Genomic DNA, 22,650 nt, shown 5'->3' on the forward strand with positions numbered 1-22,650 from the left:
TCCCCTCACGTCCCCCCCACCCCCCCCCCCCTCCCCCAGCCCAACCCCGCACACACCACCCGCCGTTTTGGGTTTGGTTGCGGGGGGGGGGGGGGGCGCCCCCCCCCCCCCCCCCGCCCCACCGCCCCGGGATCGACCGGATCGTCGGTGAACGCCCGGACCGTACGCCGCAGGGTCACCGCTTCCCGTACGGCCTCCGAGGTGCCCAGCCGGAACATGTCGTGCGCGGCGTCGCGCACCATCGCGCGCGCCCCGTCGCCGTCGTCCGCCCGCTCGACGACGTGCCCCAGCCCGCGCACCACCGCGACCGGCAGCCCGGTCGCCTTGCCCTTGACCAGGTCGCCCGCCGCGGCCAGTTCGTCCGCGGTGGCCACCACCGTCGCGCTGAGCGGATTGCCGTACGCGTCCGTGCCGCCGCGCAGGTCGTCCAGGACCCGCACACCGGCCGCCCCGATGGCGACGTCGGTCAGGCCGGCGCGCCAGGGGCGGCCGAAGGTGTCGCTGATCACCACCCCGACGTCCACGCCGAGCGCGGTGCGCAGGCCCGCCCGGAGGGCGCGGGCCGAGGCGTCCGGATCCTCGGGCAGCAGCAGCACCGTCCCGGCCCGGGTGTTGGAGGCGTCGACGCCGGCCGCCGCCATCACCAGGCCCTGCCGGTTCTGCACGATCCGCAGGGTGCCCCGGCGGGCCACCACCCGCACCGTCTCCTGGTCGATCGCCGCCTCCCGGTCGGTGGCCCGCAGCACCCGGCCCTCGGCCTTGCTGACGATCTTCGAGGTCACCAACAGCACGTCGCCGTCGACGAGTTGGGGCAGGCCGTCGGCCGTCGCCGCGGCGGCGATCAGCTTGACCAGGTCGTCGCCGGGCCGCACCTCGGGCATCCCCGGCAGCGCCCAGACCCGGTACCCGGGCACCTGCGCCGCGCTCATGCCGGCACCTCGCTTCGCCCCGCCCCGCAGGCGCGCGGCGCGCACCCGCCCATGGCTCGCCCGCTCACGACGCGCGGACCTCCTCGGCCAGCGCCAGTGCCTCGCGGGCCATCGCGGCCGTGGCGTCGAGGTCCGTCATCATCAGCGGTACGGCGCGGCAGCGGATGCCGGCGGCCGTCACCTCGTCCACCGTGCCCGCGTCGACGGAGTCGACCAGCCAGCCGTGCAGCAGCCCCGCACCGCCCTCGCCCCGCTCCTGGCCCTCCTGCGCCGGGAGCGGCCTCGCCGCGCCGTAGTGCCGGGCCACGGCCGCCGCCGTCGACTCCACCCCCACCGCGGCCAGCACCTTGTCGGCCATGCCGCGCACCGGGGCGTCCCCGACGATCGGGGAGAGGCCGATCACCGGCACCCCGGCCGCCACGATGGCCTCGCGGATGCCCGGTACCGCCAGGATCGTGCCGATGCTGACGACGGGATTGGACGGGGGGAGGAGCACCACGTCCGCCGCGGCGATCGCCTCCAGCACGCCCGGCGCCGGCTTGGCCTGGTCGGCGCCGACCGGCACCACGGCGTGCGCGGGCACCGAGGCGCGCAGCCGCACCCAGTACTCCTGGAAATGGATCGCCCTGCGCTCGCCGTCTTCGTCGACCGCCACATGGGTCTCGATCCGGTCGTCGGACATCGGCAGCAGCCGCACACCGGGCTGCCAGCGGTCGCACAGCGCCTCGGTGACGGCGCTGAGCGGATAGCCGGCGCTCAGCATCTGGGTGCGCACGATGTGGGTGGCGAAGTCCCGGTCGCCGAGCCCGAACCACTCGGGGCCGACGCCGTAGGCCGCCAACTCCTCCTTCACCCGGAAGGTTTCGTCGGCACGGCCCCAGCCCTGTTCCTCGTTGATGCCGCCGCCGAGCGTGTACATCACGGTGTCGAGGTCGGGACACACCTTGAGCCCGAACAGATGGATGTCGTCGCCGGTGTTGCCGATGACGGTGATGTCCGCGTCCGGAGCCGCTGCCTTCAGTCCCCGCAGAAAGCGGGCGCCGCCGATACCGCCGGCCAGAACCACGATTCGCATGACCCCAGGATGTCAGGGGCCCGCGACCGTGCGTCAGGGGGCCGGTACCTCGGGCGAGGCGGCCGTGGCCCGGTCGGCGGCGGTCTGGCTCGGGTGCATCGGCATGTCGGTCAGGCCCGGGAAGTACACGTGCAGGCTGACGGCCGGGGTGAGCGAGTCGTTGACGACCTCGTGCACATAGCCGGGGGCGAACACCCGCTGGGCGCCGGCCGCGAGCGTGCGGGGCCCGGTCTCGACGCGCTCGGTCAACTCGCCTTCCAGGACGGTCAGTACACCGGAGGACTCGCCGTGGTCGTGCCGGCCGCTGCCCTGGCCGGGCACCCAGCTCAGCAGCCAGACCTCATAGCCCGGGCCGGTGCGCAGCCGGTGGTACCAGCGGGTGGTGGCGTCGTAGCGGACGAGCGGGGCCCACGAGTCCCGGTCGGCGGCGATCGAGCGGGCCAGTCCGGCGAAGCCGGCGACGGTGGCCGGGTGCGCGGGGACGGGCGGCAGCAGGTGGGGGATGGCGAGCGGATCGCCGGCGATCTGGACGTCGCTGTTCATCGGTGTCGGGTTCCTCGGCGGAAGTGCTGGGGTGGCGCGCCCGGGCGGCGCGGAAGGGGTGCGGCACGGCGCGGGCGTTCCCTGTGGGGGGCACGGCGCGGTGGTCGCGGTGCAGAGGTGCTGCGGGGTGGTGCGAGCGAAAAAGCTGGAGCTCAGTGGCTACGACAGCTGGAACAGCGACAGCGAGCCTGCGCAGCGCAGAGCGACCCGTAGGCACGGGTCAGTCGGGGCGCGGGAGTCACTGGCATGGGGACAAGGAGACCGGGTTCACGGCGCGATGTCAACCGGATGTCTGGTTTGCCGCGAATCTTTCACCACATCCGGTTGCTCCGGTCGGAGAAAGGTTTGTGCAGCCCCCGACCCGGAGACATCGGCCGGTATCCGCACCCACAAACGCCGTTGCGGCTCCGTGATCCGTCTGTGATCTTCCCCGCTTCGGTGTGCGGGGTGCAACGCGGACACCGCCTGATCGCGTCTTGGTGAACGACGCGGACGTGCCAGGCGGTACGCCCGGGGAAGTGTCCTGGTTTTTACTGATTTGAACACTTTCTGCATCCGCTTGGTTCCGCCGAGTGAATAAGAGGCTCAATAGCAGATCTCGGCTTGACTGGCCCGGATCACCACACTTGTAATTTCACTCGTGTCGTTCAGCCGAAATCGATCACGGCTTGATCACGGGGACGTAAAGACAGACGAGGGGCGCACATGACCGAGCTGTTCCAGGAATTGCTGGTCGAGGAGGCGGACGAGGAGCTCGGCTGGCAGGAGCGCGCACTGTGCGCCCAGACCGACCCCGAGTCCTTCTTCCCGGAGAAGGGTGGGTCCACCCGCGAGGCCAAGAAGGTCTGTCTCGCCTGTGAAGTCCGGTCCGAATGCCTCGAATACGCCCTCGCCAACGACGAGCGCTTCGGTATTTGGGGCGGTCTGTCCGAACGCGAGCGGCGCCGGCTCAAGAAGGCCGCCGTCTGACGATGACCAGGCAGCCGTCCGGACCGACGGCGCGCGGCCCTGTGGACCACGCCGCCGTACCACCCCAACTCCCCATATCCCCCTATAGCGAACACTCCGCCTCCAGCGCCCCGGCCGCCGGAGGCGGACTGCTGTGCGGGGATCCGGCCGGGGCGGCGGCACGAACCATTAGTGTGGGGCCCCGTCCGAGATGCGCCGCCGCCCCACCGGGCGCGCGCGTCGCCTCGTAGTCCGTCGCAGTGTCTTCCGGGGGCGGGGGCCTTGAGCGACTTCGCCGCGGGCCTTCGAACTCCCGGGTCCGGAGGGCCCGTACCTCGATGTCCTTGCACAGCCAGTCGGCGGCCCAGGCCGCCTCACACGCAGCCGCCACCCCAGAGTTCCCACGGCACGTGGTCACCGCCGTGATCGTCTCCCACGACGGTGCCCGCTGGCTGCCCGACGCGCTCACCGGCCTGCTCGGCCAGGAGCGCCCGGTGCAGAACGTCATCGGCGCCGACACCGGCAGCGCGGACAACTCCGCCCAACTGCTCGCCGAGGCGATCGGCGACCAACGGGTGCTCCACCTCGCCCGCCGCTCCGGATTCGGCACCGCCGTCGACGAGGCCGTCCGCACCGCCCCCGTGCTCACCCCCGACGACCTGCCCTATCTGCGCCGCCCCAGCGGCTGGGACCCGGTCAGCCGCACCTGGCGCGACGAGGCCTACGACATGCCGGAGTTGCCGCACGGCGAACCGGTCCAGTGGCTGTGGCTGCTGCACGACGACTGCGCACCGGAGCCGGACGCCCTCGCCGAGCTGCTGCGGGTCGCCGACGCCAGCCCCTCGACCGTCATCGTCGGCCCCAAGCTGCGCAGCTGGTACGACCGCCGTCAGTTGCTCGAAGCCGGGGTCAGCATCGCGCGCAGCGGCCGCCGTTGGACCGGCCTGGACCGCCGCGAACAGGACCAGGGCCAGCACGACCAGGTACGGCCCGTGCTCTCCGTCTCCAGCGCCGGCATGCTCATCCGCCGCGACGCCTACGAGGAGTTGGGCGGCTTCGACCGCCGGCTGCCCCTGATGCGCGACGACGTCGACCTGTGCTGGCGCGCCCAGGCCGCCGGCCACCAGGTCCTCGTCGCGCCGGACGCCATCCTGCGGCACGCCGAGGCCGCCGCCCGCGAGCGCCGCCCCATCGACTGCGTCGGCCGCTCGGTCGCCAACCCGCACCGCGTCGACAAGGCCGGCGCCGTCTACACCCTGCTCACCAACACCCGCGGCGCGACCCTCCCGTACGTCCTGCTGCGGCTGGTGGTCGGCACCGTCCTGAGGGTGCTGGCCTACCTCGTCGGCAAGGTCCCCGGCCAGGCGCTGGACGAACTCGCCGGACTCTTCGGCACCCTGCTGCGCCCCGGCAAGATCCTCGCCGCCCGCAAGCGCAGAGGCCGCCCCGCGGTCGACGCGAGCGACCTGCGGCCGCTCTTCCCGCCGCCCGGCGCGACCGTACGGGCCACCGTCGAACAGGTCGCCGGCAACCTCGCCGGGCGCGCCGCACCCGACGTGGCCTCGGCCGGCCGGCACGGCGCCGTCGAGTCCGGGCCCGGCGGCGACGACGCCGACTTCCTGGAGATCGAGCAGTTCGCCCGGCTCAAGCGGATCGCCCGCAAACCCGGGCCGGTGCTCTTCCTCGTCCTGCTGCTGGTCTCGCTGATCGCCTGCCGCGGGCTGCTCGGCTCCGGCGCGCTGACCGGCGGCGCGCTGCTGCCCGCGCCCGGCAGCGTGTCCGACCTGTGGTCGGCCTACCTCGACAGCTGGCACGCGGTCGGGGTCGGCGACAGCGCCTTCGCACCCCCCTACCTGGCGATCGTCGCCCTGGTCTCCAGCGTCTTCTTGGGCTCCACCGGCTTCGCCCTCACCCTGCTGCTGGTCTGCTCCGTCCCGCTGGCCGGCCTGACCGCCTACTTCGCCTCCCGCCCGCTGGTCGCCTCCCGGCTGCTGCGGGCCTGGGGCAGCATCGCCTACGCCTTCCTGCCCGCGGCCGCCGGCGCGCTGGCGGGCGGCCGCCTGGGCACCGCGGTGCTCGCCATCCTGCTGCCCCTCATCGCGCGCGCCGCGATCGCCGCCGGCGGACTGCGGCTTCCGGCGGGCACCCGGCCCAGCTGGCGCGCCACCTGGGCGTACGCCCTGCTGATCACCTTCACCACGGCCTTCACCCCCGTCGTCTGGCCGCTGGCGGTGCTCCTGGGCATCGGCCTGCTGGTGCTGCGCTTCCTGGACGGCAACCGCGACCAGCTGCTCGCCTACGGGCTGCGCTTCCTGGCCGTGGTGCTCGCCCCGCTCGTCGTGCTCGCCCCCTGGTCGCTGTCGCTGCTGACCAGCCCCTCCCGCTTCTTCCAGGAGGCCGGGCTCGACTACGGCGCCGGCTCCGCCTCCGTACTCGACCTCGTCGGCCTCAGCCCCGGCGGCCCCAAGGCCGCGGGCGGAGTGCTGCTCTTCGGCATCGTGCTGGCCGCGCTCGCCGCCACGCTGCGCGACGCACGGCAGCCGGCGATCCGCGTCGCCTGGGCCGTGGCGCTGACCGGGCTGCTGTGCGCGGCGCTCGGCAACGGCTCCGGCTGGACCGGGCCCGCGATGCTCGTCTACGGCCTGGCGCTGCTGTGCGCCGCCGCGATCGGCGCGGAGGGCATCCGCACCCGCATGGCCAGCCTCGGCTTCGGCTGGAAGCAGCCGGTCGCCGTGCTGATCGCGCTGGCGTCCGTCCTCGCCCCGCTCTACGCCGCGGCCAGCTGGATGATCACCGGTGCGGCCGGCCCGCTGGAGCGCCGCAACCCCGAGCAGGTCCCGGCCTTCGTCGCCGAGGAGTCCGGCAGCTCCGACCGGCCCCGCACCCTGGTCCTCGACGGCCGCCCCGGCCATGTCGACTACACCCTGGTCCGCGGCTCCGGCGCCCGGCTCGGTGACGCCGACCTGGCCGCCCAGGCGGGCGAGGACGAGCGGCTCGGCACCATCGTCGCCCACCTCGTCGCCGGCTCGGGCGCCGACCAGACCAACCAGCTCGGCGGCTACGCGGTCCGCTACGTCCTGGTCAGGGACGGCGCACCGCGCGAAATCGGCCGGGTGCTGGACTCCACCCCGGGCCTGACCCGGCGCAGCCAGGAGGACGGCAGCGCCCTGTGGCGGGTCAACCGCCGGGTCTCGCGGGTCTCGATCGTGTCCGGGCACGCCGCGGACGGCACCGCCGCCGGGGAGGTCGCCGCGCCCGTCCCGGTGGCGTCCGAACCCGTCGAGGCGCACACCAAGATCCCCGCCGGGCCCGCCGGACGGGTGCTGCGGCTCGCCGACACCGTCGACGAGGGCTGGCAGGCCACCCTCGACGGCACCCCGCTCAAGCCCGTCACGGTCGACGGCTGGGCGCAGGGCTTCACGCTCCCCGCCGACGGCGGCCGGCTCGACCTCACCCACCACGACCCCTTCAGCCACACCCTCTGGCTGTGGGCGCAGGGCCTGCTCGCCGTCGTCCTGGTCGTCCTCGCGCTGCCCGGCCGCCGCCGGGAGATCGACGACGACCTCCCCGAGGACGCCGTCGCCGAGCAGGCCGCCGCGGCCGCCGGCGAGGGCCGCCGGGCCCGCCGCCTGCGCGCCCAGGCCGAGGCCGCGGGCGCCCCCGAGCAGGCCGGGCAGCCCACCGTCCCGGCCGCGCGGACCGGCGAGCAGACGGTGAACCCGACGACGGATCCGATGGCTGACCCGATGGCGGGGCCGAACCCGGTCCATGACGCCGCCCCGACCGGCGACCCGTATGCCGCGGTGCCGCAGCAGCAGTCCTACGAGGACTGGCAGCCGGTCCAGCAGGTCGCCCCGCTCCCGCCGGAGGGCCCGCCGGCGCAGGCCGGCGAGCAGCAGCCCTACGCCGCGGCCGACCCCTACCAGGCCGACCCCTACGGCCGGCAGTACCCGCAGCAGGGCCAGGCCGCCGCCGACCCGTACGGGGCCGGGGCGTACGCCGCCGACCCCTACCAGGCCGGCGCCTACGACCCGTACGGCTACGGCGCCCCGCAGTACGCCGACCAACCGCCGCAGCCCCAGCAGCAGCCCTACGACGACGGCACCGAGTACCCCGGGTACTCCGGCTCCTACCCCGAGCCGCGCCGTGACGGGAGCGACCCGCAGTGAAGCGCACCATGATGTCCCTGACCGGCGTGGCCGTCGCGCTGGCCGCCGTCACCGGCGTCGCCGCCGTCGCGGCCCCCGGCGGCGGCGCCCAGGACACCGCCGGCAGCGGCACCCGGCTGCCCGTCCAGCGCTCCGCGCTGCTGTGCCCGGCCCCCACCTCCTCCGAGGTCGGCGAGACGACCTACACCGCCTTCGCCCCCCAGGGCGCCGCAGCCGGCGCCGGCACCAAGAAGGGCACCGCCCAGCTGGTGCCCGCCGCGACCGTCAAGGACGCCGGCAGCGACGGCAGCGGCAAGGGCAAGAAGGGCAAGAAGGGCAAGAAGGACGGCAAGGGGGGCGGTGTCGCCGACGGCTCCGGAAGCCTCACCGTCCCGCCCCGCGACACCAAGCCCGTCCTCCCCCTCCAGCAGGCCGGAAAGCCGGTCACCACCTCCACCGACCGCGCCGACGCCCCTGCCCTGGTGGGTGCCGCGGACGGCACCCTCGCCCCCGGCTGGACCGTGCAGCAGACCACCGCCGTCGCGGCCGGCACCGGGCGCGGCCTCCTCGGTCTGAGCTGCCCCACCCCCGACACCACCTTCTGGTTCCCCGGCGTCAGCACCGACGCCGACCGCCAGGACTACGTCCACCTCACCAACCCCGACGCCACCCCGGCCGTCGTCGACCTCGAACTGCACGGCAAGGACGGCTCGCTGACCGGCTCCGCCGGCGAGGACATCCCCGTCCCCGCGCACGCCACGGTCCCGGTGCTGCTCTCCACCCTGACCACCACCCCCACCACCAACGCCTCCCTGCACGTCGTCGCCCGCGAGGGCCGGGTCGGTGCCGCCGTCCAGGCCGCCGACGGCAAGCTGGGCAGCGACTGGCTGCCGGCCGCCGCCGACCCGTCGCCGAGCGTGGTGCTGCCCGGCATCCCCAAGGACGCCACCTCCGTCCGGCTGGTCGCCGTCGCGCCCGGCGAGTCCGACGCCGACCTCAAGGTGCAGCTGGCCACCCCCACCGGGCTGATCACCCCGGCCGGTCTGGAGACCCTGCACGTCAAGAGCGGGATGACCACGGCGGTGGACCTCAAGGACGTCACCAAGGGCGAGGCCGGCTCGCTGGTGCTCACGCCCGCCGACGGCGGCTCCAAGGCCCCCGTGGCGGCCGCCCTGCGGGTGACCCGCGGCAAGGGCGCCGCACAGGAGATGGCGTTCATCCCCGCGACCCGCCCGGTCGACAAGCGCGCCACCGTCGCCGACAACCGCGACAAGGGCAGCACCCTGTCGCTGGTCGCGCCCGAGAAGGGCAAGGACGCCAAGGTGAAGGTCACCGCGTCGGCCGGCAGCGGCGGCGGCACCCCGGTCACCAAGACGTACACGGTCAAGGGCGGCACCGCCCTGGACGTCGTCCCGCCCCGCCCGCAGGGCCTCAAGGGCGGCTATGCGCTGACCGTGGAGCCCGAAGCGGACAGCGGCCCCGTCTACGCGGCCCGGATGCTGGCCCGGCCCCAGGGCCAGGTGCCCGCCTTCACCATCCAGACGATGCCCGACGACCGGGGCTCGGTCCTCGTCCCGACCGCGGGCCAGGACCTGTCGGTGCTCACGGACTGACCGGCGTCACCGGGACCTGCGCCCGGGGGCCTGTCCTGCCGATCCGGGACAGGCCCCCCGGCCTGAGCCTGGGCCTGGGCCCGGCATTCCGCCGAAGAACCCACCATCGCCAGGCCGTGAACGGCATCCGGCAACGGCTCCGCCCCGGGTAACCACGACGTGCGGCCCGAGCCGGGGTTCGTGTTTCGTCGAAGGTCCCACCGCCGCCACAACGTGAACCGCGACCGACAACGGCTCCGCCCCGGGCAGCCACGACGTGCGGTCCGAGCCTGGGTTCGTGTTTTCGCCGAAGATCCCACCGCCGCCACGACGTGAACGGCAACCAGCGACGGCTCCGCCCCGGGCGACCACGACGTACCAGCTACTCCTGGCCATAGCGCGGATCCACCGACTCCGGAGCCAGCCCGAGCAGCTCGGCGACCTGCTCGACCACCACCTCGTGGACCAGCAGCGCGCGCTCGTCGCGGCTCTTCGTACGGATCTCCACCGGCCTGCGGTAGATCACGATCCGGTCGCGATGTCCGCCCGCCGCGGGCAGCACCCGCCCCAGCGGCACGGTCTCCTCGCCGTCGACCGCGTCCGGGCCGTCGTCCGGGCCGAAACCGGGCACCTCCAAGATCATGAAGTCGACCTGGGAGAGCTGCGGCCAGCGCCGCTCCAGGCGGTCCCGGGAGTCGTACACGAGATCCACGAAGGCGTCGGCGCGGGTCACCGACAGCGGCACCTGGGGTGGCGCGATGGGGCCGCGCATGCCACGGCCGTGGCGGTCGCGGCGGCGGAGCCGCGGCTCCGACGGTCGGGGAGGTACGGGGCTGTCCATCAGCATCGAGCGTAGCCGTCACCGGCCCCACGGCACGGCAGAGCGCGGCGATCCGCGGCAAGAAGCTGCCGTCGTCCACTGACCGGACCGATGCGTGTCGGTTTCGTTTGCGGCCCCGCATCAGATCGCGGAACTCGCCCGGAATGGCCGGAAATGCATGGAGTGGTGACGGGTTTCATCGCCGTATGCCGCCCGCGGCGGCCCGCCCGCCCCAGGCCGGGTCGAGCGGGCCCAGGTCAGACGCATCGGACGAAGCGGGACGACACGGTTGGGTGAGCCGGGGGAGAGTCGTCGCGGCCCGCTCAAGAGTGCGGTACCGTCCAACGTCGTGAGCCCTGTACGTCGCTGTTCGCGCACTGCGTGCGGCCGCCCCGCCGTCGCAACGCTGACGTACGTCTATGCGGACTCGACCGCCGTGCTCGGACCGCTCGCCACCTACGCCGAACCGCACTGCTATGACCTGTGCGCCGAGCACTCCGAGCGGCTGACCGCGCCCCGTGGCTGGGAGGTCGTCCGCCTCGCCATCGACTCCGGGCCGGCCCGCCCCAGCGGCGACGACCTCGAAGCCCTGGCCAACGCCGTCCGCGAGGCGGCCCGCCCCCAGGAACGCGCCGCCGGCGACGGCTCACCGCCCCCCGGCGACCGCGACGGCCGCCCCATGGAGGTCGCCCGCCGCGGCCATCTGCGGGTCCTGCGCTCGCCGGACTCCTAGGGCCCCTTCCCCGGTCTCCTGGGGCCCCTCCGGCCGTATCCGGCCGTCAGCGCGCGACGCGAGGGGATCCCCGGCCCCCGCACCGGCCCGCCCGGTAGGTTGGAGCCACCCCAAAGACTCCACAGGAGGGCTGGCTGTGACTGATCTGTCGCAGATCGTGAAGGCGTACGACGTGCGCGGTGTGGTCCCCGACCAGTGGGACGAATCGCTCGCGGAGCTGTTCGGTGCGGCCTTCGTCGAGGTCACCGGCGCGGACGCGATCGTGACCGGGCACGACATGCGGCCCTCCTCGCCCGGCCTGTCGGGCGCCTTCGCCCGCGGCGCGGCGGCCCGCGGCGCCGACGTCACCGAGATCGGCCTGTGCTCGACCGACGAGCTGTACTTCGCCAGCGGCTCCCTGGGGCTGCCCGGCGCGATGTTCACCGCCTCGCACAACCCGGCCCAGTACAACGGCATCAAGATGTGCCGGGCCGGCGCGGCCCCCGTCGGACAGGACTCCGGCCTCGCCGAGATCCGCGCGCTGGTCGAACGCTGGTCCGCCGAGGGCGCCCCCGAACCGGCCGCCGCCACCGGCTCCGTCACCCGCCGCGACGTCCTCGGCGACTACGCGGCCCATCTGCGCACGCTCGTCGACCTGTCCGGCATCCGCCCGCTGAAGGTCGTGGTGGACGCGGGCAACGGCATGGGCGGCCACACCGTCCCCACCGTCTTCGACGGACTGCCCCTCGAACTCGACGCCATGTACTTCGAGTTGGACGGCTCCTTCCCCAACCACGAAGCCAACCCGCTGGACCCCAAGAACATCGTCGACCTCCAGGCGCGGGTCCGCGAGGTCGGCGCCGACCTGGGCCTGGCCTTCGACGGCGACGCGGACCGCTGCTTCGTCATCGACGAGAACGGCGACCCCGTCTCCCCGTCCGCGATCACCGCCCTGGTCGCCGCCCGCGAGCTGGCCAAGCACCAGGGCGGGACGATCATCCACAACTGCATCACCTCCTGGTCCGTACCGGAGGTCGTCAAGGAGAACGGCGGCACCCCGGTCCGCACCCGCGTCGGGCACTCCTTCATCAAGGAGGAGATGGCCAAGACCGGCGCGATCTTCGGCGGCGAGCACTCCGCGCACTACTACTTCCGCGACTTCTGGAACGCCGACACCGGCATGCTCGCCGCCCTGCACGTCCTGGCGGCCCTCGGCGGCCAGGACGGCGGGCTCTCGCAGCTGGTCGCCCAGTACGACCGCTACGCGGCCTCCGGCGAGATCAACAGCACCGTCGACGACCAGGCCGGCCGCCTCGCCGCGATCAGGGCCGCCTACGAGGGCCGCCCCGGCGTCACCCTCGACGAGCTGGACGGCCTGACCGTCACCGCCGACGACTGGTGGTTCAACGTACGCCCCTCGAACACCGAACCGCTGCTCCGCCTGAACGTCGAGGCCCGCGACACCGCGACCGCCGAACGGGCCCGCGACGAGGCACTGGCGATCATCCGCGGCTGACCCCGCGAGCCCGGACACCAGGCCGGCACAGGTGGTGGGGGGGGGGGGGGCCCCCCCCCCCCCCCCCCCCCCCCCCCCCCCCCCCTGCCCCCCCCCCCCCCCCCCCCCCCCCCCGCCGCTCAGCGCTCCCCCCGCCGCGATCAGCGTCAGCGCGGCGTTGCGCAGCACATGGAGCCGGCCCATCGGGGCGCCGGAGGCCCCGAAACAGCGGCACACCACACGTACTTGTCGGATGACGGTGAGCACGGCGCCCACGGTGAACGCCAGCAGCAGGCCGGTGGCGAGGACGAACCCCACGACGCCCGCAGGCACCGTCAGCGGGCTCGCCAGCAGCAGCAGGAGCACCACCACCTCGCTCCCCGCCACGAGCACGGCGCAGGGGCGCACCCAGCCGGCCGGCAGCAGGGCCATGGTGGTCAGCGACTGGGTGAACCGGGAGAAGGCGGCCCGGCTGCGGATCTTGCCCAGCGCCGCCGCCCCGAAGACCACGGCGAGGCAGGACGCGCAGGCTACAGCGAGTATGTCCACGGTACGGATACCCCTTAGTGCGCCGGAGCCGGCCGGGCGGCGCGGAGTTGCGCGACCCGGCCGGACGGCGATGCCCTGTGAGAACCGCGCGTCAGAAGCAGCCGCAGCGGATGAACGTATTCGTGCACTGGTCCTTCACCCAGGTGTGGTTCCACCGCGCGCAGCCGGATCCCGGCCCGCCGGTGACGCACACGTAGCAGCCGGCGGCGGATGCCTCGGCCTTGGGTACGAACCGCTCCAGGAGCCTGCTTCCCATCGCTTCCATCTTCCGGTACACGTCCACACTCCCTACTCGTTTCCAGGTGCCGTACTGGCATCTCCGACGATGCTCGGGCGGTCCTGGACAAACCTTGTCCATCTCTTGAATGAGCTGGTCAGGACGGGTTTTGGAGTTTGGTGCGGAGCCGGTGGAGGTCCGCGTCGTTGTGTCCGACGGCGTGCAGGAGGTCCGCCGCCCGCTGCCAGGCCGCGCGGGCCGCCGCGGTGTCACCGCCGGCTTCGTGGGTGTCGCCGAGGTGCTCCAGCGTCTCGGCCTGGTTGTACTGGTGGCCGAGTTCCTCGTTCAGGTGCAGGCTCCGCAGGAAGCAGTCGGCGGCCTGCCGGTGGTCGCCCAGGTGCTGGAGCGCGTATCCGAGGCTGTCCCAGGTGTTCGCCTCGCCGCGGCGGTCCCCGAGGTGTTGCTGCAGGGCGAGCGCCTCCCGGCAGAAGTCGGCGGCCTCCTCGTACTTGCCGAGCTGCGCGTGGTCCCAGCCGGCGGCGTTCAGGGCCCTGGCACGGCCGGTCTCGTGGTCCGCGGCCTCGAAGCGGTCGAGCGCGAGCAGGTCGTGTTCCAGGCCCCTTTGCTGATCTCCCCGGCGCTCCCACAGCCAGCCGAGGTTGAGGTGGGTGTGGGCCTGGCCCACCATGTCGCCCAGCTCCCGGTACAGGGTGAGGGCCTGCTCCAGGTGGGCGTGCGCATCGTCGAAGCGGCCGGTCTCGCAGCAGGAGTTGCCCAGTTCGCGGTGGGTGCGGGCCTGGTACGAGCGGTCGGCGAGGGCGGTCGCTGCTTCGAGCCCGGCGTACTGCGTCGCGGTGAGCTCGTCCCACAGGCCGCGTCGTGCCAGGAACGTGGGGAGGACGGCTGCCAGTTGCCACGTCCTGGCGTGGAGTTCGGTGTGGCGGGCCTGTGCCACGAGGGAGGTCAGCACGGCGCGTTCGGCGGCGAACCACTCCAGGGCGGCCTGGTGGTCGGCCGGCTGGGCGGGCGCCGCGCCCGGCAAGGCCGGTGCCAGGGCGATCGGCTCGCCGTGGGGGGACAGCAGCCGGTCGGCGGCGTGGGCGGTGTGCAGATAGTGGTCGACCAGGCGCTCGAAGGCGGATCGGCTCGCCGGGTCCGCCGCGGCCAGTTCGGCGGCGTAGGCGCTCAGCAGGTCGTGCATCGTGTAGCGGTTGGGCCGGTGGGCGGTGACCAGGTGCGAGCGGACCAGTTCGGTCAGGGCCCGGCTGACCTGGTGCGGCTCGGCCCCGGCCAGGGCGGCCGCCGCGGCCAGGCCGATGTCGGGGCCCGCGTGCAGGCCGAGCAGGGGGAAGAGCCGGCGTGCGGGTTCGCTGAGCGCGCCGTAGGACGAGGCGAAGACGGCCCGCAGGTCGGCGGAGTCGTCCCCCGCGTCGAGGGTGTCGAGGGCGCCGCCCGCCCCGTGCAGATCGCGGATCAGCGCCCGCAACGGGAACGTCGGGTGGACGGCGGCGCGGGCGGCGATGATGCTGATGGCCAGTGGCAGCCCGCCGCACAGCTGGAGCAGACCGGCGGCCGCGGTGGGTTCCTTGCGCAGTCGCTCCCGGCCGAGCCGGCGGGTGAGCAGTGACGCGGCGTCGGCGGTGGACAGCGGGCCCAGCGTGAGGAGGCGGGCGCCGTGCGTGGTGACCAGGCCGGCCAGGTGGTGGCGGCTGGTGACGATGACGACGCAGGTGGGGCTGCCGGGGAGCAGGGGCAGGACCTGTTCGGCGTCGCGTGCGTTGTCCAGGATCACAAGGATGCGGCGGCCCTGGATGAGGCTGCGGTAGAGCCCCACCTGGGCGTTCAGTCCGGTGGGGACGGCCCCTTCGGGCGCGCCCAGGCTGTCGAGCAGGTCGCGGAGGGCCGAGGCGACGGTCGTCGGCGTCCCCGAGGGTTCGAAGCCGCGCAGGTTCAGGTAGAGCTGCCCCTCGGGGAACTGGTCCAGTCGCTGGTGCGCCCAGTGCAGGGCGAGACAGGTCTTGCCGATGCCGCCGGATCCGCCGATGCCCGCGATCGGCACCGTACCGCCGTGGGCGGACGGTGGTTCCAGGAGCCGGTCGAGCTCCGCCATGGCGCGCCCCCTCCCGGTGAACACCGGTGGGGGCGGCGGTAATTGGCGCGGCACGGGGAACCGGCCGGCTTCGGCGGCCGCCACCGGCGAGGGGCCGGGACCCGCACCGGAACCGGAACCGGTAGCGGAGCCGGGGAGGGAGTCGCCGGGCGCCCCCGCCGTTCTGTCGGCGCCCAGGAGTGGCGCGCCCATGAGGAGGTCCTGGTGCAGTTGCCGTAGCGAGGGGCTCGGGGCGAGGCCCAGCTCCGCGTCCAGGAGCCGCGTGATGCCCCGGTAGACCTCCAGTGCCTGCGGGGTGCGGCCCTGCCGGTGCAGGGCGAGCATCAGTTGCGCGGCGATCCGCTCGTCGAGGGGGTGTTCCCGGGCCCGCAGACGCAGCGGGGCCAGCAGCTCGGACTCCCGGCCCTGCCGCAGCAGCAGGTCGTTGAGGTCCAGCTCGGCGCCCAGGCGCTCGCCTTCGAGGGTGTCGCGCAGCGCGCTGAACCACGGGGTGTCCGGCTCGGCCGGCGCGTCGCTGGGCCACAGCCGCAGCGCCTCGGTGAGCAGCCGTGCGGCGTGGCTGTCGTCCCCCGACCGGGCCCGTGCGACCAGGTCGCGGAAGCGGTGCAGGTCGACCGTTCGCGGGTCCACCTCGCACACGTAGCCGTGCGGATGGCGGCTGATCGACGCGCCGAGCGGCTCGATGACGCGACGCAGCCGCGACACATAGCTGTAGAGCGTCGTCGCGGCGCGCTGCGGCGGGCGTTCGCCCCAGAGCCGGTCGATCAACCGCTCCACGGAGACGGGGCGGTTGGCGTCGACGAGGAGAGCCGCGAGGACCTGGCGCTGGCGCAGATGCCCCAGATCCACCTCCCGGCCGTCCACCTGCGCGCTGATCGTGTGGAGCAAGCAGAATTCGACGGCCACCCCGTACCCCTTCCCCCGTGTGCGCCAGTGTTCGGGGATCCGGCAGGGGAGGCAAGGGACATCCAGGACGTTCTCCCGTCCGCACCGGGTGCGAGCAGGCGTCCCCCCTGCTGCGTGAGCGCGGTGCGCCGACCATGGCGGCTTCCGTTGCCCGGGGCTCCGACCACTCGCGCCGAGGCCGCCCACCCGGCTGCCGGCCCTGGGCGCAGTGCCCGCCACCGGCTCGGCGGGCCGGTGCCGGGTTTCCGGACTACGCTGGTCGTGGGGCGGCATCCGGGTGACAGCGCATGCCGAAAGGGGCGCCCCGATGGACCACTACCCGCTGATCGAGAACCACGGTCTGATCGGGGATCTGCAGACCGCGGCCCTGGTGACCACGGACGGGACGGTCGACTGGTTCTGCTGCCCGCGGTTCGACTCCCCCAGTGTGTTCGGCGCTCTGCTGGACCGGGAGAAGGGCGGACACTGCACGGTCCGGCCGGCCCATACGACCTACGCGACCAAGCAGTTGTACCTGCCCGACACGGCGGTCCTGGTGACCCGGTTCATGACCGAGGCGGGGGCCGGCGAGGTCATCGACTTCATGCCGGTGACCGGGACCACGGTCTCGGCCCGTCACCGTCTGGTCCGTATGATCCGTTGCGTGCGGGGCAGCATGACCTTCGAGATCGACATCGCGCCGCGGTTCGACTACGGGCGCGAGCCGCACGAACTGCACTTCACCGAGCAGGGCGTGGTGTTCGCCTCGAAGGGGCTGGAGCTGACCGTGCACACGGTCCGTGAACCACAGGACGAGCGGCTGCTCAACACCCTCACCGGCCAGCACGACCTGCACTTCGCCCTCACCCTGCAGGCGGGCCAGCAGCGCGGCATGGTCCTGGAGTCGTCGGCGGACGGACCGCCCCGGGAGATCCGGCACGACGAGTTCCAGCAGCTCTTCGACGACACCATCCGCTTCTGGCGGTCCTGGCTGGGCCAGTCGCGGTACACGGGACGCTGGCGGGAGGCGGTGGAACGCGCGGCCGTGACGCTGAAACTGATGACCTACGCGCCCAGCGGCGCCCTCGTGGCCGCCCCGACGGCGGGACTCCCGGAGCAGCTGGGCGGTGAACGCAACTGGGACTACCGCTTCACCTGGATCCGCGACGCCTCCTTCTCCGTCTACGCCCTGCTGGGGCTGGGATTCACCGACGAGGCGAAGGCGTTCATCGACTGGCTGAGCGACCGGGTCCAGGAACGGGTCGGCAGCCAGGGGGACTCCGGTCCGCTGAACATCATGTACAAGGTCGACGGTTCCTCGGACCTGGACGAGGAGATCCTGGAGCACTGGGAGGGCTATGAGCGTTCCGCCCCGGTGCGCATCGGCAACGGCGCGGCCACCCAGCTCCAACTGGACATCTACGGGGAGGCGCTGGACAGCATCTCCTTCGCTCACCGGCACGGGCTCCAGCTCGGTCACCGGGGCTGGACGTCGCTGCTCACCCTGCTCGACTGGCTGGTCGACCACTGGGACCAGGCGGGAGAGGGCCTGTGGGAGACCCGCGGCGGCCGCCAGCACTTCACGTACGGCCGGGTGATGTCGTGGGTCGCCTTCGACCGCGCGTTGCGGCTCGCGGCGGACAACGGCCGTCCGGCCACCGCCGACCGGTGGAGCAGCGCACGGGACGAGATCTACGCACAGGTCATGGCGAAGGGCTGGAACGAGCAGCGCCACGCCTTCGTCCAGCACTTCGGCAGCGATGTGCTGGACTCCTCGCTGCTGCGCGCGCCGACGGTCGGGTTCATCACGCCCGACGACCCGATGTGGGTCTCCACGCTGGACGCGATGGAACAGGAGCTGGTCACCGACAGCCTGGTCTACCGGTACAACCCCGAGGCCTCACCCGACGGGCTGCGCGGATCGGAAGGCACCTTCTCGCTGTGCACGTTCATGTACGTCGACGCGCTGGCGCGGGCGGGGCGGACCGACCGGGCCCGGCTGGTGCTGGAGAAGATGCTGGGTTACGCCAACCACCTGGGTCTGTACTCGGAGGAGATCGCCCTGACGGGCCGTCAACTGGGCAATTTCCCCCAGGCGTTCACCCATCTCGCGCTGATCGACGCGGCCATCACCCTGGACGCGTCCCTGAACCGGCGGCGCTAGGGCACCGCCCCGGCCGGTCAGCCCGGGTCGTGGTGTGCCCCCGTGGGGTCCGGGCGGTCGTGCGGCAGCGGCCCGAAGAGCACGAGCGTGTCGCCGTCCGCCGGCGCGGCCCGCCGGGTGTCGGTGACCGGTTCGAGCCGGCCGTCGGCCCGTACGACGAAGAGGATCCGGTGCTGCGGTGGCAGCGGTCGGGCGGCGGGCTGCACAGGAAAGCGGGCCCCTTGCTCATGGCGGGCCGCCAGGGTGTCGCGGAGCAGGCCGGAGCCGAAGAGGACGGCACCGCCGGTGGACGGGGCCACCACGCCCAGGGTGCCGGGTGGTGGGCCGACACGGTAGACGGGCCCCTCGACGCCCTCCCGCACGACGACCGAGGCGAGCGCGTTGAAGTCGTCGTCGTCGGTGAGCAGCAGGACCGCCGTGACCCCCTCCAGCCGGGCTTCGGGGTCGGTCGCCGCGGCCATGAGCTCCCCGGCGGCCAGCTCGATCCCCGCGTCCCGGATCCGGTCCCGCTGCCGTGCCGGTCCGGCCCACATCAGCACGTCGAGCCCGGCGGCGCGCAGCGACCGCGCGAGGTCCACCGCCCAGGGGTCGCCGCCCACCAGCAGGGGGCGGGTACGCGCGGACCGGACGACGCCCAGTGCGGCGGCCGCCGGCCTGGCCGTCAGCGCGTAGACCAGGACGGTGCCGACGATCGTCAGGAAGGTGACCGGCAGGATCCGGTCGGCGCCCCTGAGACCGTCGCGGACGAGGTCCGACGAGAAGGTGGCGGCCGTGGAGGCGGCGACGATGCCGCGGGGCGCCATCCAGCCGACGAACGCGCGCTCCCCGGTGGTCAGTTCCGTCCGCGCGGTGGAGAGGAGCGCGATCAACGGCCGCGCCACCAGGACGAGCACGGCGACGAGTACGAGGGTGGGCAGCAGCACCGGAACGACGGACTTCGGCGTCACGGTGGCCGAGATGGAGACGAACAGCAGGCCGATGATGAGCTGCACCAGCGTCTCGAAGAACGGCCGGCGGGCGGGCATGTCGAAGCCCGGCAGGTTCGCCACGGTCATCCCCGTGACGATCGCGGCGATCAGGCCCGTGTCGTCGAGCACCATGTCGCACCCCGCGGCCACCACGACCACGGTGGCCAGCTGGGCGAGCGTGCCCAGCGTCTCGCCCAGGCCCAGCACCCGGAGGGTGAGCCACAGCAGCGCGGTCCCGATCAGGCCGCCGACGAGCCCGACGGCGATGCTGGCGAAGAAGTCGGCGAACCGGAAGCCGTGACCGGCCCGGAGTCCGCCGGAGACGATGGAGTGGAAGACGACGGCGCCGAGGATGCCCCCGACCGGGTCGATCAGCGAGCCCTCCCAGATCAGCACCCGTCGCACCGTGTCCGTGGGGCGCACGTGGTCGAGCAGCGGCCCGACGACCGTCGGCCCCGACACGACGAGGATCACGCCGAGCATGCAGGCCACGGTGAGCGGTACGCCGAACAGGGCGGGTCCCAGCGCCATGACGGCCCCCCAGGTGACCAGCACGCCCAGCAGCATGAGCCGGACGACCACGCTCCTGGTCGCGCCCCTGAGATGGCGCAGGTCCAGACCCAGCCCGGCGTCGTAGAGGATCATCGCCACCGACAGGGACACCAGGGCGGAGAAGTCCTGCCCCGCCAGCTCGTCGGGGTGGACGACGTCCGTCAGCGCCCCGGCGGCGAAACCCGCCGGAAGGAGCACCACCAGGGCCGGGACCCGCAACCGGCTCGCCAGGATCTGGGAGCCGACGGCGAGGGCGACGGTCAGGCCGACGCCCAGCAGGATCTCGTCCTCGGTCATGGCCGCTTCACCCCGCGGACGCCCCGTGCGCCAGGGGGCACTTGAGGTCAGCCCTCGTCCCGGGCACCGCTGCTCCGCAGGTCGGCGTCGCTGAGGGCCTCCAGCTCGCCGTGGGTGTCGAGCCAGTACAGGAGGGCGACCGCCGGGAGGACCAGGACGACCGCGACGAGGCTGACGAACATCAGCCAGCGCAGTGTGGTCGGGGCGCCCGCCCCCTCGGCGACGGTCAGTGAGGTCGGGATGAGGTACGGGCGCTGGGCCATGCCCCATGCCAGGACGGCCGAGGCGACCACGCCGACGGCGGTGACCCGGGACCAGGCGGCGGAGGTGCGCAGCAGCAGCCAGGCGGTCGCGACCGTGGCGAGTGCCGCGATGACGACGAATGCCAGGCCCACGCCGTGGGTCAGGCCGTGCCATACGTGCGGGGCGTCGCCGTGGGTGAGGAAAAGGGTGATCACGGCGAGTACGGCGACGGCGGCGAGGGCGGCGAGAGCCCGCCGTCGGAAGTAGCCGTCCAGGTCGTGGGCGTCGAAGCGGCGGGCGTCCGCGGCCAGGAACACCGCTCCCAGGAAGGCCGTGGTGGCGACGGCGAGGAGGCCGAAGAGGATCGAGGTGGGGTTGGACCAGGTATGTGCCGACGGCTCGGTGCCCGGGGCCGCCCTGCCGGAGGCGATCCCCCCGGCGGCGGCGCCGAGGAAGAACGGCGTGAGGAGCGAGGAGATCGCGAACACCGCCCCGTAGAGGCGTCGGCCGGCCAGCCGGCGGCTGGGCTTGCGCAGGGCGAAGCCGGCGCCGCGCAGCACGGTCCCGACGGCGGCCAGCGCCAGCGGCAGCCACATCGCGGAGAAGACGGTCTGGAACAGCACCGGGAAGCCGGTCCACATGATGACCAGGACGAAGATCAGCCAGACGTTGTTGACCTCCCACACCGGGGCCATGGCGTGGTCGATCAGCCACCGGGGGCGCTTGCCGCGCTCCGCTCCGCCCGCGGTCAGGTCCCAGAAGCCGGCCCCGTAGTCGGTGCCGCCGGCGCAGGCGTACGCGGCGACCGCGAGCAGCAGGACGACGGCGACGAGACCGGCGGTCACGACCGGCCCTGCCCGGTCGGTGGGCCCTGGTCGGTCGGTGGGCCCTGCTCGGGGGAGGCCGGAGCGCCACCGGCCACCACCGCGGAGCGGGGCCCGTACGGGGTGTCCGTCTCCGGTTGCTCCGCCACTCCCGCCTCCTTCGCTCCCGCCTCCTTGTGCTGTTCGTCGGTGAGCCGCCAGCGGGTGCGCATCTTCAGGAGCACGACGAGGAACGAGCCGAAGACGAACACGTACACCACGGCGACGAGGCCGAAGGTGGTCCACAACGCGACGGAACGCGTCGCGGTGACCGCTTCGGCGACCCGCATGTTCTGGTAGACGATCCAGGGCTGACGGCCCACTTCGGTGGTGATCCAGCCGCATTCCACGGCGACGACGGAGGCGGCGCCCGCGCCTGCGGCGCTCCGGAAGAACCACTTCGACTCGGGCAGCCGGCGGCGGCGCAGCCAGACGAGGCCGTACCAGAGGGCGAGCAGCACCAGCACGGAGCCGATCCCGACCATGATGTCGAAGGCCCAGTGGGCGATGGTGGCCTGAGTGGCCGTCGGCCGGTCCCGCGCCGGCACCGACGTCAGTCCGGTCACCTTCGTGTCCGCACGGAACCCGGCGAGGATGGAGTCCAGCTGCGGGATCTTGATGCCGCCGGAGATGCTCCCGTCCGGATGGAGTCGGCCGAACAGGTACTCCGGTACGTGGGTGTCGGTCCGCCAGACGATCTCCATCGCGGCGAACTTCACCGGCTGCTTGTGGAAGACCGCGCGGGCGATGGCGTCACCCAGCACGAACTGGACGGGGGTGAGTACCGCGGCGACGGTGAAGGGAACGGTGAAGCCGAGACGGTGGTAGCGGTCCCGGCGGCCGCGCAGCCAGCCGGCGGCGTAGACCCCGGCCACGACGTAGCCCGCGGTCACCAGCATCGCCACCACGAAGTGCCAGTACTGGGGCCCGAACATCGGGGTGAAGACGGCCTTCCAGACGTGCACGTCGGTGGGGTTGCCCGCGGAGTCGAGGGTGAAGCCCCGGGGGGTGTTCATCCAGGAGTTGGCGGCCAGGATGCCGAAGGCGCCGAGCAGGGCGGCGGCCGGCAGGGGGAGCGCCAGCAGGAAGTGGGCCCGGGGCGGCAGTCTGCGCCAGCCGTACAGGTAGATGGCGATGAGGACCGCTTCGAGGAAGAAGGCCCAGGCCTCCACGCCGAAGCCGATGCCGAAGACGTCGCCCCATCTGCCCATCATGCCGGGCCACAGGAGACCGAACTCGAAGGACAGGACGGTGCCGGTGACGACGCCGATCGCGAACTGCACCGCCATGACCGCCGACCAGCGCCGCGCCAGCAGCAGGGCAATCGGGGAGCCGCGGCGCATTCCGTAGGCGTGCATGATGAGGGTGATCAGCGGCAGTGCCACCCCGAAGGGGACCAGGATGATGTGGGTGGCGAGGGTGAAGGCCATCAGCGATCTGGCCGGCAGCATCTGGGGCGGCGCGTCCGCCAGCAGGTGAAGCGTGGTGTGCATGGGAGTCTCCCCCGGGAGCCGGCGCAGGTGGGCGGAGGTCAGCCGCC

At 73.4% G+C, this 22,650-nt stretch carries 14 protein-coding genes and 2 pseudogenes; 6 read left to right on the plus strand and 10 right to left on the minus strand.

Annotation, left to right across the window (positions count from 1 at the left end; translation table 11 throughout):
- Positions 1-53 precede the first annotated feature (53 nt).
- The 3 genes and pseudogenes from AC0680_RS28230 to AC0680_RS28240 all read right to left on the minus strand — a co-directional run.
- A pseudogene (locus AC0680_RS28230) lies at positions 54-929 on the minus strand (coenzyme F420-0:L-glutamate ligase); the annotation flags it as partial.
- Positions 930-993: 64 nt separating this feature from the next.
- Positions 994-2,004: a 2-phospho-L-lactate transferase gene (cofD, locus tag AC0680_RS28235; RefSeq protein WP_478634039.1), complete on the minus strand. Its 1,011-nt coding sequence runs from the start codon at positions 2,002-2,004 to the stop codon at positions 994-996.
- A gap of 33 nt (positions 2,005-2,037) precedes the next feature.
- A complete protein-coding gene (locus AC0680_RS28240) occupies positions 2,038-2,547 on the minus strand; it encodes a cysteine dioxygenase (protein WP_478634042.1) in 510 nt (169 codons plus the stop codon).
- A 705-nt stretch (positions 2,548-3,252) separates the two neighbouring features.
- Between AC0680_RS28240 and AC0680_RS28245 the strand changes: the two genes are divergently transcribed.
- The 3 genes from AC0680_RS28245 to AC0680_RS28255 all read left to right on the plus strand — a co-directional run bounded on the left by AC0680_RS28245 (position 3,253) and on the right by AC0680_RS28255 (position 9,256).
- The gene (locus tag AC0680_RS28245; RefSeq protein WP_003983763.1) at positions 3,253-3,516 is read left to right on the plus strand and encodes a WhiB family transcriptional regulator; all 264 of its coding nucleotides are present in this window, start codon (positions 3,253-3,255) and stop codon (positions 3,514-3,516) included.
- Positions 3,517-3,833: 317 nt separating this feature from the next.
- Positions 3,834-7,664, plus strand: a complete 3,831-nt coding sequence (locus tag AC0680_RS28250; protein ID WP_478634045.1) for a glycosyltransferase family 2 protein — start codon at positions 3,834-3,836, stop codon at positions 7,662-7,664.
- Positions 7,661-9,256, plus strand: a complete 1,596-nt coding sequence (locus AC0680_RS28255) for a DUF5719 family protein (protein ID WP_478634048.1) — start codon at positions 7,661-7,663, stop codon at positions 9,254-9,256. The genes AC0680_RS28250 and AC0680_RS28255 overlap by 4 nt, the downstream gene beginning before the upstream one ends.
- A 361-nt stretch (positions 9,257-9,617) precedes the next feature.
- Here the strand turns inward: AC0680_RS28255 and AC0680_RS28260 are convergent, their stop codons facing one another.
- A complete protein-coding gene (locus AC0680_RS28260; protein WP_384433047.1) occupies positions 9,618-10,076 on the minus strand; it encodes a metallopeptidase family protein in 459 nt (152 codons plus the stop codon).
- 268 nt (positions 10,077-10,344) lie between these two features.
- On the opposite strand from AC0680_RS28260, the gene AC0680_RS28265 reads away from it, so the two are divergent.
- Together AC0680_RS28265 and AC0680_RS28270 are read left to right on the plus strand one after the other, a co-directional pair.
- The gene (locus tag AC0680_RS28265) at positions 10,345-10,788 is read left to right on the plus strand and encodes a DUF3499 domain-containing protein (protein ID WP_384433044.1); all 444 of its coding nucleotides are present in this window, start codon (positions 10,345-10,347) and stop codon (positions 10,786-10,788) included.
- Positions 10,789-10,924: 136 nt separating this feature from the next.
- On the plus strand, positions 10,925-12,283 hold the full coding sequence (locus tag AC0680_RS28270; protein WP_478634051.1) for a phosphomannomutase/phosphoglucomutase: 1,359 nt from the start codon (positions 10,925-10,927) through the stop codon (positions 12,281-12,283).
- Between the two features lie 132 nt (positions 12,284-12,415).
- Here AC0680_RS28270 and AC0680_RS28275 read toward each other — a convergent pair.
- From AC0680_RS28275 to AC0680_RS28285, 3 genes and pseudogenes are all read right to left on the minus strand, one after another.
- Positions 12,416-12,811, minus strand: a pseudogene (locus tag AC0680_RS28275) (MauE/DoxX family redox-associated membrane protein); the annotation flags it as partial.
- Between the two features lie 91 nt (positions 12,812-12,902).
- Complete coding sequence (locus AC0680_RS28280; protein WP_261958127.1) at positions 12,903-13,067, minus strand: hypothetical protein; 165 nt, start codon at positions 13,065-13,067, stop codon at positions 12,903-12,905.
- A gap of 118 nt (positions 13,068-13,185) precedes the next feature.
- Positions 13,186-16,044 (minus strand): AfsR/SARP family transcriptional regulator, encoded by a 2,859-nt coding sequence (locus tag AC0680_RS28285; RefSeq protein WP_478634055.1) that lies wholly within the window; start codon positions 16,042-16,044, stop codon positions 13,186-13,188.
- Positions 16,045-16,351: 307 nt separating this feature from the next.
- Between AC0680_RS28285 and AC0680_RS28290 the strand changes: the two genes are divergently transcribed.
- Entirely contained in the window at positions 16,352-18,187 is a 1,836-nt protein-coding gene (locus AC0680_RS28290; RefSeq protein ID WP_478634058.1) for a glycoside hydrolase family 15 protein, read from the plus strand.
- Positions 18,188-18,204: 17 nt separating this feature from the next.
- On the opposite strand, the gene AC0680_RS28295 is transcribed toward AC0680_RS28290, so the two are convergent.
- Genes AC0680_RS28295 through AC0680_RS28305 form a run of 3 tightly spaced genes read right to left on the minus strand, consistent with a single transcriptional unit; the run spans position 18,205 to position 22,603 of the window.
- On the minus strand, positions 18,205-20,004 hold the full coding sequence (locus AC0680_RS28295; protein ID WP_478634060.1) for a cation:proton antiporter: 1,800 nt from the start codon (positions 20,002-20,004) through the stop codon (positions 18,205-18,207).
- Between the two features lie 47 nt (positions 20,005-20,051).
- Positions 20,052-21,092 (minus strand): cytochrome d ubiquinol oxidase subunit II, encoded by a 1,041-nt coding sequence (locus AC0680_RS28300; protein WP_478634062.1) that lies wholly within the window; start codon positions 21,090-21,092, stop codon positions 20,052-20,054.
- Positions 21,089-22,603 (minus strand): cytochrome ubiquinol oxidase subunit I, encoded by a 1,515-nt coding sequence (locus AC0680_RS28305; RefSeq protein WP_478634064.1) that lies wholly within the window; start codon positions 22,601-22,603, stop codon positions 21,089-21,091. Before AC0680_RS28305 ends, AC0680_RS28300 begins: the two co-directional genes overlap by 4 nt.
- Positions 22,604-22,650 lie beyond the last annotated feature (47 nt).

This window comes from Streptomyces sp. NPDC043738, from assembly GCF_056436545.1.

What these genes read in the sequence shown, in the direction of transcription:
- cofD (WP_478634039.1), bottom strand. Translation starts at nt 2,004, where the DNA reads ATGCGAATCGTGGTTCTGGCCGGCGGTATCGGCGGCGCCCGCTTTCTG.
- AC0680_RS28240 (WP_478634042.1), bottom strand. Translation starts at nt 2,547, where the DNA reads ATGAACAGCGACGTCCAGATCGCCGGCGATCCGCTCGCCATCCCCCAC.
- AC0680_RS28245 (WP_003983763.1), top strand. Translation starts at nt 3,253, where the DNA reads ATGACCGAGCTGTTCCAGGAATTGCTGGTCGAGGAGGCGGACGAGGAG.
- AC0680_RS28250 (WP_478634045.1), top strand. Translation starts at nt 3,834, where the DNA reads ATGTCCTTGCACAGCCAGTCGGCGGCCCAGGCCGCCTCACACGCAGCC.
- AC0680_RS28260 (WP_384433047.1), bottom strand. Translation starts at nt 10,076, where the DNA reads ATGGACAGCCCCGTACCTCCCCGACCGTCGGAGCCGCGGCTCCGCCGC.
- AC0680_RS28280 (WP_261958127.1), bottom strand. Translation starts at nt 13,067, where the DNA reads ATGGGAAGCAGGCTCCTGGAGCGGTTCGTACCCAAGGCCGAGGCATCC.
- AC0680_RS28290 (WP_478634058.1), top strand. Translation starts at nt 16,352, where the DNA reads ATGGACCACTACCCGCTGATCGAGAACCACGGTCTGATCGGGGATCTG.
- AC0680_RS28295 (WP_478634060.1), bottom strand. Translation starts at nt 20,004, where the DNA reads ATGACCGAGGACGAGATCCTGCTGGGCGTCGGCCTGACCGTCGCCCTC.
- AC0680_RS28305 (WP_478634064.1), bottom strand. Translation starts at nt 22,603, where the DNA reads ATGCACACCACGCTTCACCTGCTGGCGGACGCGCCGCCCCAGATGCTG.